The following is a 12,510-nucleotide window of genomic DNA, read 5'->3' as shown; positions in this document are numbered from 1 at the left end:
AGTAACAAAGTCGTTACTGTTTTTTTCTTTGCAATAAAGAGCTTTGTAAAGAGAGTGTTTTTTGTTCGTTCGTTAATAGAGACTGAATAGGAACATTTTCAGGGCGTGGGACTATCGGATACATAAGATTGGTTGGAGAAGGATGGTGCTCCGAGCCAGTTGGGGAATGAGGATCTGCGTGAGTAAGTTTTCCGTGAACACGTCTTGTAAATAAAATATGACCGATTTCGTGAGCGAGCGTATATATATTTTTCATAGGAGCAGCCGAGTTTGTTAAAACGATATATCCTGTAAGTTGTTGCTGTTTTGCTAAAGAGTAAGCGCAGGCAATTACTGCTGTTTCTTTGAAATAATCACTGCCAATATAACAAATGTAAAGGTCGCATTCAGGAGCTTCATTTACACAAGTTTGGAAAAAGGATGCTAATTTTTCCTGACTTTGAATAGAATTTTTATAACTAATTTCACGGTCAGAAAAACGGAAAAGTTCATTTAAAATAATTACTTCTTGAATTTGAAATGTAATCGGGTGCCAAATTGATTCTGCAACAGCTAAATCTTTTGCGATGCGGTCATCAGAAATATCGGCGCCGGGAGTAATGCAAATACATATATTGACGTATGGATCCATAAGGAACACCTCAACTGAAAAAAGTTCTTCCTATAATATATGTGGGGAAAAGATGTCATGTATGGATAAACGCCTTCTTTATTGAATATATAGATGACAAGTCGAAAAAATTTCATAGTTCTATAACGTAGTGTGATCATCTTTTTGATATAGTAAAGAAAAGGGGGAGAATATATGTATACATTAAAAATCGTTTCAGACAGAGAAGCTCTTTATCAATTTGCGAGTTATGTAAGAGTTGTACAAGGGGTTGAAGATGTATATGTAGAGGTGGGAGAACCTTTATATGAACATCCATTAATGAAGTTTTATGTACATATTAAGCTGGAGGAAACATATGAGCAACATAAAGCGTTACAAGAAATAGCAAGATTAGTAGAACTAGGGCGTTTTACATATGTCCATTATCGTAATGATGAAATTGAAGAAGCTTTTGAAGCTGTAAAATATGAAAGTTTTAAGAAATAAAGGTAAAAAAAGGAGGCGAAAGCTTCCTTTTTTTCTTTAAAATTACATCAACAAAAGGAGAAAAATTTTGTTATGATAAGGAAGGGTGAGGAAAGGAGAGTTTACATATTGGGGTATATTGAAGAGTTACGAAAAGTCGTTGGTACAAGGCCGCTTATTCTAGTAGGGTCAGCAATTATTATCTTAAATGATAATCAAGAAGTGTTGCTTCAATATCGTTCAGATACATATGATTGGGGTGTACCTGGTGGAGCGATGGAGCTAGGAGAAACGACAGAAGAAACTGCTCGTAGAGAACTGTTTGAAGAGACGGGACTAAATGCGAAAATTATGCAATTTATCGGGGTTCTTTCGGGAAAAGAAGTGTACTTCCAATATCCAAATGGAGATGAAATTTTTAATGTCATTCATCTGTATCAGGGGCATCATGTGAGTGGAGAATTAAGGCTTGACCATGAAGGATTACAACTCCAATATTTTCCGGTAGATAAGTTGCCGAATTTGAATAAAACAACAGAGAAGATTTTACAAAAATTCCTATACGCATTAACAGAATAGAAGGTTAATTCCTTCTATTTTTATTATATTAAATATTTTGATTTTTTAGTATGTTTATAGTATGATAGATGTAGACATACATCTTATGGAATTTCACCTAAAAACTGACTAGGGTACATAAGAGAGGGGCAAGTGCAAAATGCATAATGTTGTTATTACAGCTGCAGTTCGTTCGCCAATTGGAACTTTTGGGGGAGCGCTAAAAAATGTAACGCCAGTAGAATTAGCTGTTCCTGTACTTCAGGAAGCTGTAAAACGAGGCGGGGTAGAACCACACGAAGTTGATGAAGTGATTTTAGGTCATTGTATCCAAAGAACTGATGAAGCAAATACGGCGAGAACGGCTGCATTAGCGGCAGGATTTCCTGACACAGTTACGGGTTATACAATCCAACGCCAATGTTCTTCAGGTATGCAAGCAATTATGTCAGCTGCAATGCAAATTCAATTAGGTGTAAGTGATGTTGTTATTGCAGGTGGAGTAGAAGCAATGAGTTCAAGCCCTTATGCATTGAAACAACACCGCTGGGGACAACGCCTACAACACGGAGAAATTCGTGATATGGTGTGGGAAGTGTTAGAAGATCCGATTCATCATATTATGATGGGGGAAACAGCGGAAAATTTAGTTGAACAATATGAAATTACAAGAGAGGAACAAGATGAAGTTGCGCTTCGCAGTCATACATTGGCACTGAAGGCAATCGAGTCTGGATACTTTGACGATCAAATTGTTCCTATTACAATAAAAGAACGTAGAAAAGAAGTAGTATTTTCGAAGGATGAACATCCACGTGCTGACATTACAGCAGAAAAATTAGCAGGGTTAAAACCAGCTTTCCGTAAAGATGGATCTGTAACGGCAGGGAATGCATCTGGTCTGAATGACGGTAGTGCGGTTCTAGTATTAATGAGCGAAGAAAAAGCGAAAGAAAAAGGCTTACAACCGTTAGCTAGAATTGTTGGCTATTCAGTAGCTGGAGTAGATCCAAAAATTATGGGTATTGGACCAGCACCAGCAATTCGTAAAGGATTAGAAAAAGTAGATTGGTCATTAGAAGATGCAGATTTACTTGAAATTAATGAAGCTTTCGCTGCGCAATACTTAGCTGTAGAGAAAGAATTAGGTTTAGATCGTGAAAAAGTAAATGTAAACGGTAGTGGTGTAGGACTTGGGCACCCAATCGGTTGTACAGGAGCTCGTATTACGGTAAGTTTAATTCATGAATTGAAGAGACGCGGGTTAGAAAAAGGAATTGCCTCTCTATGCGTCGGCGGCGGTATTGGGGTAGCATTATTTATAGAAGCACTATAAAAAAGAAGCAGCAATCGCTGCTTCTTTTTTATTAAGAATCAAATAAATGATGGAATAATCGATCACGATTTTCAAAGAAAAGTTTCGTCGTTTGGTAATGCTCGGTTTCTTCTAATGTGGATTCGTGAATTCCTTCTTGTGTTAAAGAGTATATAGTGGATTCAGGATAAGCCATTAAAATAGGGGAATGCGTCGCGATAACAAATTGTGAACCTTGTTCCGCTAGCTCGTGCATTCGAATGAGCATAGAAAGTTGTCTCATCGGTGATAAAGCGGCCTCAGGCTCATCTAAAATATATAAACCTTGTCCTGAAAAACGATTCATAAATAAGGAGAAGAATGATTCACCGTGTGATTGTTCGTGTAGTGAAACGCCGCCGTAAGATTTTATAGCATCTATTTCATCTATATAAGAAGCAACGTTATAAAATGATTCAGCGCGAAGAAAGAAACCGTCATTTGGTGTATTGAAACTTTTGGAAATTAGAAGGCATTCATGTAAAGATGAATGTGAATCGTTTGTACTAAAGCGAAAGTTTTTCGTTCCACCTTCTGCGTTAAAACCTAAAGCGATTACAATCGCTTCGAGTAATGTTGATTTACCAGTTCCGTTTTCTCCAATAATGAATGTTACATTTGGATGGAAAGCTAGCGATTGTAATGTTCGGATAGCGGGTAAACAGTAAGGATATGCGGAGAAACTAGGGATATTTTCTTTTTTTAATGTGACATTTCTTAAAAAGGGTACGTCAATCAATATAAAAACCTCAATTCATAACGGATTTTGATTCTAAAAAGGCAGCAAATACAAGTGTAAGACAGCTTGCGGCTAGAATTGTATATTGAAGCGCGCCAAAACCGAGACCCTCCCAGCCGAAAGCCATCCTCTTCCATATAAAAATGAAAAGAACGCTCATAAAGCCAACGAGAGCGGGCGTATATTTTATAATCTTTAACTGCTTCCATAGAAAAAATCCAATGTATGTACTTAAAAACAAGGTAAACAGAGCAAGAAAAAAGACAAGTGTTAATAACACGTGAACCCCTCCTTGTTTTCTGAATATTTTATGTGGATTATAACATGTAAACTATCATATTCCAATGTGAAAATAAATATTGCGTCAAGATCAATTCTCTCGTTATGATAGATGGTATTCTATTGAACATATGAAGAGGAGTTACAACATGCCATTTACATTTGCACATCCAGCAGCAATTCTTCCTTTTGCGAAAAAGCATTCTCAATATATTTCAGTAACGGCTCTTATATTAGGGAGTATGGCACCTGACTTTGAATATTTTTTACACTTTAGACCGTATGGTGTTATTGGCCATACATGGCTTGGGTTTGTATATTTAAATTTACCGCTCGTATTTTTGTTAGCATACATATATCATTACATTTTAAAAAAGCCGTTTATAACGCATTTACCTAAACCATTTGCTAGCTACTATATATATGCAGTAGATGAAAGGTGGGGGCTTCATACATGGAAGGATTTCTTTGTATTTTGCTATTCCGCTTTATTTGGTATGCTCACGCATGTCGTTTGGGATGCGTTTACTCATAACACGGGCTACTTCGTTATGAAAATACCATTTCTACAAGGAGAATTACATAGTATTCCAGTGTATAAATATATACAACACGGGAGTACATGTGTTGGTTTAGTATTACTATTATACGTACTATGGAAGTATAAAGATAAAACAGGGAAAGATATGATTATAGCTTCAGAAAAAAGGAAGTATTGGGTTTCGGCGATCATTGTGGCAACAATTACATTTATCGTTCAGGCGTTCGTAAATCCCTATTTTCATATTTTCCAAATAGGGGGTATAATAGTATCTGGACTGACAAGTTCGTTTTGTGGACTTCTTATTGTTTCTATAGTTTACAAGGCTAGGGACTAATTTTATATTAATGAATGATAGTGTTAGGAGAATTAAATGATGAAAGCATGGAAAAGTATTTTTGTTTTATGTAGTTTTCTTCTTATGTTAAGTGGTTGCTTCCATCAAGAAGAAAAGAAAGTTGAACCGAAGAAGAAAGAATCTATTCCTGAGACGAAAGAATATGGTGGGCGTGAGCTGAAAAAAGTAGGACAAAAAGTGAAAGAAACAGGATGGGGTACTTTTAAGTTAGAGCAGATTCATTCTGTGAATCAAACATTTGAAGTAGCACCAATGAAAATTCATGTACAAGAGGTGAAAGTAATCTCTTTATCACAGATGAGTGAAAAGGCAAAAAATACATTAAAAGTATATACGGCATTAACTCCTGAAGAAGTAAAGCGTAGATTAGGAGATAAAGTAAGTCAAGAAGATGCAGAATTATATGCATCGCTAAGTGGAACAGAGATTAGTGATACGATTCGTTATGTTGAAATTACATATAAGGTGGAAAATAGCGGGAATAAAAATATGCAATTTTTCTCTATGAATGATGTTGTGATTAACGATAAGCAACATTTTAAAGTACCGACTCAAAACTTCTTATATGACGAGGATACGCTAGTTGGTACGAAAAATGTATCAAGAGAAGACTATAAGCCTGGTGAAACAAGAGATGGTATTGTCGGTTTAATACTTGATGATGGAAAAGAAAAGGTAAAGGATATTAAGTTTACAACAGATGGTGTAGTGGCAGGAGATATAGAAACACAAGATGTTGTAAAAGAGCCACAAACTTTTAACATCTCACTTTCTGAGTAAAATATTTTTAAAAACATGTAAGAAAAAACAGTCAGCACTTAAAAAATTATGCTGACTGTTTTTTCTGTTCTTTTATGTATGAATCTACATTTTGAAAAGGTACCTTAATTTTAAACGCATCTTTTTGTTCATTAAATTGCTTTTCATTATAGGGGCCGAAACGTTTATTATGCTTTACATCAATAATCCAATAATGCTCACTTTTTTTGTTTGTAATTGCAGCGTCAGGGTTATTTGGATCTGACTTTTCCTCGGTTTGTTTTGCAATAATGTATTTATCATCCCAAGCAATGTCTGTAATTTTTGCAGGAATGTATTGTGTGGCATATACAGCATCTTGCGATGGGAAAAGTTCAAATGCATTTCCAGAAGTACGTATGAGTTCGTATTCATCGTTAATCGTATAAGTTATATGATTTGTATTTCCAGCACAACCGGCTAATAGGAATGCGACGAATAGGATTATCCATTTTTTCAATATGGGAACCTCCTTTACAATGCTGTTGTAACACATTGTACAAGAAAAGTAAGAGAAACGCTAGTTTACAATGTTTTTTAGAAGTGGTACGATGAGACGGGTAAAGAAGGATATGAAGGAGTCGACATAAAAATGAAGTTAAAGATGCATCGTCCAGCGCTTGTAATGAATCGCATAGGTGCTTCCCTAATTGACATGTTTTTAATCTCGGTTATGTATGGTGCAGTAGTAGCTATTACGACCGGAAATTATAGTGCTATTTTTAATCGCTTTAATATTAGTTTTGGTGATTATAGATATGATCTTGCAGTAGTTTTTATATTAATGGCGATATATTTTATTTTGCTACCCTTTATTTGGAACGGTGTTACACTTGGTAAAAAGGTAACGAGAATAAAATTAATTTCATTGAAGAGTGAACAGTTAACATTACAAACATTAACGATACGATTTTTTGTATTGTTATTACCAAACATATTACTACTTGGAATTCCGATATTATGTAACGTATATATGATGTTATTCCGCGAAGATAATTGTGGTTTTCAGGATTTAATTACAAAAACGAAAGTAATAAGTCTTGTATAATAAAGAAAGACCTTTTTATATAAAAAGGTCTTTCTTTATTATACAAATATATTTTAATGGATATATAATAAGGAAAAAGTTAATCCATATCATTTTTGAATTTAATAGATTGAAAATTAAGAAAATGTTATAATAATTGAAATAATATCTTTATATAATAAGGGGGAAATCGAAATGACTGGAGGTAGCGTAATCTTTTGGGGGATTTTAATTTTCATCGGTTTAGTTTTCGATCAGCGTAATAGTAAGAAAAAAGAAGGAGTAAAATAGTAATCGCTTACATACGGATGGACAACTTTTCTTGCTTGCAGACTAATCTCATAAAGGAGTATACTGAATGACGGTAAGACTTATAGAAGGGGTAATGAAAATGAAGCTTGCAGGAAAAGTTGCCATCGTAACTGGCGGCGGCATCGGTATTGGACGTAATACAGCTCTTTTGTTGGCTAAACAAGGCGCAAAAGTAATTGTGACGGACATTGATCAAGAAAGTGGACAAGCAACAGTGGAGGAAATTACGAATCTAGGCGGAGAAGCACTTTTTGTATCCTATGATATGGGAAAGCAAGGAGATTGGCAACGCGTTATCAGTATTACTTTGAATGCATTCAGTCGCATTGATATGCTTTTTCAAAATGCTGGTTTATATAAAATAGATTCTATTTTTTCACGCCAACAAGAGAACGATTCCAATGTACTTTGTATTAATGACGTATGGATAGAGATAAAACAATTAACGTCATCTTTTATGAAACAGCAAGAAGAAGTGGTGCTAAGTGATTTACCGATATTCGGGATTATTAGCACGAAAGGACAATCATTTCATACAGTTGAAGCCCTAGTATAATAATGAAAACCGCCCTCAAAATATGTGGACGGTTTTTTTGTATGTTATATAGGAAAAACCTTTTTAACGAATACGTTGTTCAGTTTGACTGTCAAAGAAATGCGCTTTATTCATATCAAATGCTAGTTTAATTTGGTCACCAGGTGAAAATGTATGTCTTGCATCAACACGTGCTGCAAAATCTTGATCTCCAAGTTTCATATATAAAATAGATTCAGCACCTAGTAACTCAGCAACTTCGATTTTTGTTGTGAAGGAAGTAGATTGTGAAGCTTCTAAAAATAATAGTTCATCATGAATGTCTTCAGGACGAATACCTAAAACGATGTCCTTATTTACATAGCCTTGTTCACGTAACATCTTCATTTTTCCTTCAGTTACTTTGATTTTTAATGAATTATCTATAACGAAATCGGTTTCAGTTAATTTACCACGGAAGAAATTCATCGCTGGAGAGCCAATAAATCCACCAACGAAAATATTTTCAGGTGTTTCATATACTTCTTTTGGAGTTCCGATTTGTTGAATCTTTCCGTCTTTCATAACAACGAGACGTGAAGCCATTGTCATTGCTTCTGTTTGATCATGCGTTACGTAAATTGTTGTCGTTCCAAGACGGTGGTGTAATTTAGAAATTTCTGAGCGCATTGCAACACGTAATTTAGCGTCTAAGTTGGATAAAGGCTCATCCATTAAGAAAACTTTCGCGTCTCGAACAATTGCTCTACCTAATGCAACACGTTGACGTTGTCCACCAGATAACGCTTTCGGTTTTCTATCTAAATATTGTTCCAGTCCTAAAATTTTTGCTGCATCTGTCACACGACGGTCAATTTCATCTTTTGGTATTTTTCTAAGTTTTAATCCAAATGCCATATTATCATACACACTCATATGTGGATATAAAGCATAGTTTTGGAAGACCATTGCGATATCGCGATCTTTTGGAGGGACCTCATTCATTAGCTTACCATCAATTGAAAACTCTCCTTTTGAAATATCTTCAAGTCCAGCTACCATTCGTAATGTTGTAGATTTTCCACATCCAGAAGGACCGACAAATACGATAAACTCTTTATCTTGAATGTGTAAATTGAAGTCTGTTACAGCTGTTACGTTATTATCATATATTTTATAAATGTTTTCTAATTTCAGTTCTGCCATGGTATTTCCCCCTAGAAATAATTATGCAAACGTTTTCTTTGAGTTCATTATAAACTAATAGATTTAAAAAATAAACAAAAAAATAAAACGTTTTCATTTATTGGAGCAATATTAGTAATTTTCATATGTTTTCTTAGAAAAATAAGAACAAAAGTTGTAAGCGCTATTTTAAATTAAGATAGAATCTGTTATCATTCATTAATGAAAACGTTTGCGCCTTGGAAAAAGAGAAAATCGAATTATGAATGAAATGGGGTAGCATAATGGAAAAACAGTGGTGGAAAGAAAGTGTAGTATATCAAATTTATCCTCGTAGTTTTATGGATAGTAACGGTGATGGTATCGGGGATCTTCGTGGTATTATTTCAAAGTTAGACTACTTAAAAGAATTAGGAATTGATGTCATTTGGTTATCGCCAGTCTATGAATCTCCAAATGACGATAATGGTTATGATATAAGTGATTATTGTAAAATTATGAATGAGTTCGGAACAATGGAAGATTGGGATGAGCTATTACATGAAATGCATGAACGTAATATGAAACTTATGATGGACTTAGTTGTTAATCATACTTCTGATGAACATAATTGGTTTATTGAATCACGTAAATCAAAAGATAATAAATATAGAGATTACTATATATGGCGCCCTGGACAAGAAGGAAAAGAGCCGAATAACTGGGGAGCAGCCTTTAGTGGATCAGCATGGCAGTATGATGAAATGACAGATGAATATTATTTACATTTGTTTTCTAAAAAACAGCCAGATTTAAATTGGGATAATGAAAAGGTAAGACAAGATGTTTATGAAATGATGAAGTTTTGGTTAGAAAAAGGAATTGATGGCTTCCGCATGGATGTTATTAATTTTATTTCTAAAGAAGAGGGGTTACCGGCTGTTGAAACAGAAGAAGAGGGGTATGTTTCAGGTCATAAGCATTTTATGAACGGTCCAAACATTCATAAATACTTACATGAAATGAATGAAGAAGTATTGTCTCATTATGATATTATGACGGTTGGTGAAATGCCTGGTGTAACGACAGAAGAAGCGAAATTGTATACCGGGGAAGAACGAAAAGAATTGCAGATGGTATTCCAATTTGAACATATGGATTTAGATTCAGGAGAAGGCGGAAAGTGGGATGTAAAACCATGTTCACTCCTTACTTTAAAAGAGAATTTAACGAAATGGCAAAAAGCATTAGAGCATACTGGATGGAATAGCCTGTATTGGAATAACCATGATCAACCTCGCGTTGTATCTCGTTTTGGTAATGATGAAATGTATCGTATTGAATCTGCGAAAATGTTAGCAACGGTGCTTCATATGATGAAAGGAACACCGTATATTTATCAAGGAGAAGAAATCGGAATGACAAACGTTCGATTCGAATCCATTGATGAATATCGAGATATTGAAACATTAAATATGTATAAAGAAAAAGTGATAGACCATGGTGAAGATATAGAAAAAGTAATGGAATCTATTTATATAAAGGGTCGTGATAATGCTAGAACTCCGATGCAGTGGGATGATCAGAATCACGCTGGATTTACAACAAGTGAACCTTGGATTACTGTAAATCCTAACTATAAAGAGATTAATGTGAAACAAGCACTCCAAGACGAAGATTCAATTTTTTATTACTACAAAAAATTAATTGAGTTACGTAAAAATAATGAGATTATTGTGTATGGATCATATGATTTAATATTAGAGAATAACCCTTCTATTTTTGCATACGTAAGAACATATGGAGAAGAAAAACTTCTTGTCATTGCAAACTTTACTGCAGAAGAATGTGTATTTGAATTGCCTGAGGACATTAATTATAGTGAAGCAGAGTTATTTATACACAATTATGATCTAGAGAATGGATCGATAGATAACATGACATTACGTCCGTATGAAGCGATGGTATTCAAATTGAAATAAGAAAAAGCCTTATACCACTTGGTATAAGGCTTTTTTGATTACCATTTTAATATGGAGAATCCATATGGAGGAAGTGTAACTTGTAATACACTTGCTTCCGCTGAAAATTCTTCGTTTGTATAAATGTTAATGATTTTCTTTCCAGTAACATGGAGAGGGAGTGAAGCTGTAATGTCACTATTAGTCGGATTTAAAACGAAAAAGATCGTTTCATCTTCGTATGTTTTCGTATAAGAAATATAATTATGTTCATCATTTGCTTCGATAAATTGGAAAGTACCATGTCCTCCAAATGCTTTATATTGCTTCCGTAATGAAATTAATGTTTGTACATGTGTAAATAATAGATGATCTTGTTCTTTCGTATCCCAAACCATACATTTGCGACAAGCTGGATCCATACCGCCGTCCATGCCAATTTCGTCTCCATAATAAATACAAGGAGAGCCGATGAAAGAAAGATGGAATATATAAAGTAACTTTAACTTATTTTTATCTCCATTACATGTTGTCAATATTCTCGGTGTATCATGGCTGTCTAATAAATGAAATGCTGCTTCATTTACATTCATAGAGTAGGAATGTAGAGATTCTGTAATTTGTTTCATAAATTCATTTGCTTTAATGGAATCGTTAGCGAAGTAAGACAGTAGAGCATTTGTAACAGGATAGCTCATTACAGCATCAAATTGATCCCCTTGTAGCCATGGAAGTGCATCGTGCCAAATTTCGCCTAAAATATATACTTCAGGATTTAACGCCTTGATCTCACTCCGGAATTCTCTCCAAAAGCTATGGTCGACTTCATTTGCCACATCAAGGCGCCAACCGTCTATATTGAATTCTCTTACCCAATAACGTCCTACTTCAAGTAAGTATTCTTTTACATCCGGGTGTGCTGTATTTAATTTAGGCATATACGGTGTAAACGCGAAAGTATCATAATTCGGAAGTGGCTCAGTTCTAATTGGGAACTCATGAATATGGAACCACTCTTTATATGCTGACTGCTCACCGTTTTCTAGTACGTCTTGAAATTTATCGAAAAAGTATCCACTATGATTGAATACGGCATCGAGCATTACTTTTATACCGTGTGTATGACATGCCTGAACGAGTTCTTTGAAAGTTTCTTTTGTGCCAAATTGTGGGTCGATTTCCATGTAGTCGATTGTGTCATATTTATGGTTTGAATGTGCTTTGAAAATAGGTGTGAAATATATTCCGGAAATTCCAAGCTTAACAAGGTAATCAAGGTTTTGAATAATACCAGCAAAATCTCCTCCGAAAAAATTAGTTGGAGTTGGTTCAGCGCTGCCCCAAGGGAGGGCGTTTTCTGGATTTAGTGCAGGATCCCCATTTGCAAATCGTTCTGGGAAAATTTGATACCAAACAGTATCTTTAATCCAGGAAGGCGCTTTGAATACATCATTTGCATGAATAAATGGAAAACAGAAAAAGTTACCAACGTCATCGTTTGGAATGGTAGAAAAAAAGCCTCGCTCTGCATAAATAAGAGTGTCTGTATCATTTTTTAATTCGAATCCATAACGTAAGCGCTTAAATTTTGGCTCAATGGAAATGGACCAATAATCAAACAATGTAGTAGAACCAGTTTTTTTCATCGGTGTACTTGATGTAATCCATTTCCCGTCTTTCCATTCATAAGGATCACCGTAAATAAGAGTGGCGCTTTGAACATCGTCTTTTTTAGTACGTATTCGGATGTGAATCGTTTTTTCATCGTAAGCGTATGCATAATTATCTTTTGGCCTATGATAAATGGCTTCTTTAAGCATATAGAAA

Annotated in this window: 15 protein-coding genes; 9 read left to right on the top strand and 6 right to left on the bottom strand. The window is 34.9% G+C overall.

Annotated elements, in window-relative coordinates; genetic code table 11:
* Positions 1 to 13: 13 nt before the first annotated feature.
* Positions 14 to 631: an ImmA/IrrE family metallo-endopeptidase gene (locus ATN06_RS20485; protein WP_029439798.1), complete on the bottom strand. Its 618-nt coding sequence runs from the start codon at positions 629 to 631 to the stop codon at positions 14 to 16.
* Between the two features lie 174 nt (positions 632 to 805).
* Here ATN06_RS20485 and ATN06_RS20480 point away from each other — a divergent pair, with 174 nt between their 5' ends.
* From ATN06_RS20480 to ATN06_RS20470, 3 genes are all read left to right on the top strand, one after another.
* Positions 806 to 1,099 (top strand): DUF3928 family protein, encoded by a 294-nt coding sequence (locus ATN06_RS20480; protein ID WP_000288327.1) that lies wholly within the window; start codon positions 806 to 808, stop codon positions 1,097 to 1,099.
* Between the two features lie 108 nt (positions 1,100 to 1,207).
* Positions 1,208 to 1,657 (top strand): NUDIX hydrolase, encoded by a 450-nt coding sequence (locus tag ATN06_RS20475; RefSeq protein WP_000540524.1) that lies wholly within the window; start codon positions 1,208 to 1,210, stop codon positions 1,655 to 1,657.
* A gap of 139 nt (positions 1,658 to 1,796) precedes the next feature.
* On the top strand, positions 1,797 to 2,972 hold the full coding sequence (locus ATN06_RS20470; RefSeq protein ID WP_060632116.1) for an acetyl-CoA C-acetyltransferase: 1,176 nt from the start codon (positions 1,797 to 1,799) through the stop codon (positions 2,970 to 2,972).
* A gap of 31 nt (positions 2,973 to 3,003) precedes the next feature.
* On the opposite strand, the gene ATN06_RS20465 is transcribed toward ATN06_RS20470, so the two are convergent.
* The gene (locus tag ATN06_RS20465; protein WP_060632115.1) at positions 3,004 to 3,729 is read right to left on the bottom strand and encodes an AAA family ATPase; all 726 of its coding nucleotides are present in this window, start codon (positions 3,727 to 3,729) and stop codon (positions 3,004 to 3,006) included.
* 10 nt (positions 3,730 to 3,739) lie between these two features.
* Complete coding sequence (locus ATN06_RS20460; RefSeq protein WP_060632114.1) at positions 3,740 to 4,009, bottom strand: hypothetical protein; 270 nt, start codon at positions 4,007 to 4,009, stop codon at positions 3,740 to 3,742.
* A gap of 148 nt (positions 4,010 to 4,157) precedes the next feature.
* On the opposite strand from ATN06_RS20460, the gene ATN06_RS20455 reads away from it, so the two are divergent.
* Both ATN06_RS20455 and ATN06_RS20450 read left to right on the top strand, forming a co-directional pair.
* Positions 4,158 to 4,886 carry a DUF4184 family protein gene (locus ATN06_RS20455; protein ID WP_060632113.1) on the top strand — a complete coding sequence of 243 codons (729 nt, stop codon included), beginning with the start codon at positions 4,158 to 4,160 and terminating at the stop codon, positions 4,884 to 4,886.
* 36 nt (positions 4,887 to 4,922) lie between these two features.
* The gene (locus tag ATN06_RS20450; protein ID WP_060632112.1) at positions 4,923 to 5,687 is read left to right on the top strand and encodes a hypothetical protein; all 765 of its coding nucleotides are present in this window, start codon (positions 4,923 to 4,925) and stop codon (positions 5,685 to 5,687) included.
* A 46-nt stretch (positions 5,688 to 5,733) separates the two neighbouring features.
* On the opposite strand, the gene ATN06_RS20445 is transcribed toward ATN06_RS20450, so the two are convergent.
* Complete coding sequence (locus tag ATN06_RS20445; RefSeq protein ID WP_060632111.1) at positions 5,734 to 6,165, bottom strand: DUF3997 domain-containing protein; 432 nt, start codon at positions 6,163 to 6,165, stop codon at positions 5,734 to 5,736.
* 132 nt (positions 6,166 to 6,297) lie between these two features.
* Here ATN06_RS20445 and ATN06_RS20440 point away from each other — a divergent pair, with 132 nt between their 5' ends.
* The 3 genes from ATN06_RS20440 (at position 6,298) to ATN06_RS20430 (ending at position 7,600) form a co-directional block, all read left to right on the top strand.
* Complete coding sequence (locus ATN06_RS20440; RefSeq protein WP_060632110.1) at positions 6,298 to 6,753, top strand: RDD family protein; 456 nt, start codon at positions 6,298 to 6,300, stop codon at positions 6,751 to 6,753.
* A gap of 174 nt (positions 6,754 to 6,927) precedes the next feature.
* On the top strand, positions 6,928 to 7,023 hold the full coding sequence (locus ATN06_RS20435; RefSeq protein ID WP_060632109.1) for a hypothetical protein: 96 nt from the start codon (positions 6,928 to 6,930) through the stop codon (positions 7,021 to 7,023).
* Positions 7,024 to 7,090: 67 nt separating this feature from the next.
* Positions 7,091 to 7,600, top strand: a complete 510-nt coding sequence (locus ATN06_RS20430) for an SDR family NAD(P)-dependent oxidoreductase (RefSeq protein WP_060632108.1) — start codon at positions 7,091 to 7,093, stop codon at positions 7,598 to 7,600.
* A gap of 63 nt (positions 7,601 to 7,663) precedes the next feature.
* Here the strand turns inward: ATN06_RS20430 and ATN06_RS20425 are convergent, their stop codons facing one another.
* A complete protein-coding gene (locus ATN06_RS20425) occupies positions 7,664 to 8,764 on the bottom strand; it encodes an ABC transporter ATP-binding protein (RefSeq protein ID WP_060632107.1) in 1,101 nt (366 codons plus the stop codon).
* Positions 8,765 to 9,027: 263 nt separating this feature from the next.
* Between ATN06_RS20425 and malL the strand changes: the two genes are divergently transcribed.
* Entirely contained in the window at positions 9,028 to 10,704 is a 1,677-nt protein-coding gene (malL, locus tag ATN06_RS20420; protein WP_088116274.1) for an oligo-1,6-glucosidase, read from the top strand.
* A gap of 38 nt (positions 10,705 to 10,742) precedes the next feature.
* On the opposite strand, the gene ATN06_RS20415 is transcribed toward malL, so the two are convergent.
* Positions 10,743 to 12,503, bottom strand: a complete 1,761-nt coding sequence (locus tag ATN06_RS20415; protein WP_060632105.1) for an alpha-glycosidase — start codon at positions 12,501 to 12,503, stop codon at positions 10,743 to 10,745.
* Positions 12,504 to 12,510: the final 7 nt, after the last annotated feature.

The organism is Bacillus thuringiensis, assembly GCF_001455345.1.
Taxonomy (GTDB): domain Bacteria; phylum Bacillota; class Bacilli; order Bacillales; family Bacillaceae_G; genus Bacillus_A; species Bacillus_A thuringiensis_N.
This window is presented reverse-complemented; position numbering and strand designations above follow the sequence as displayed.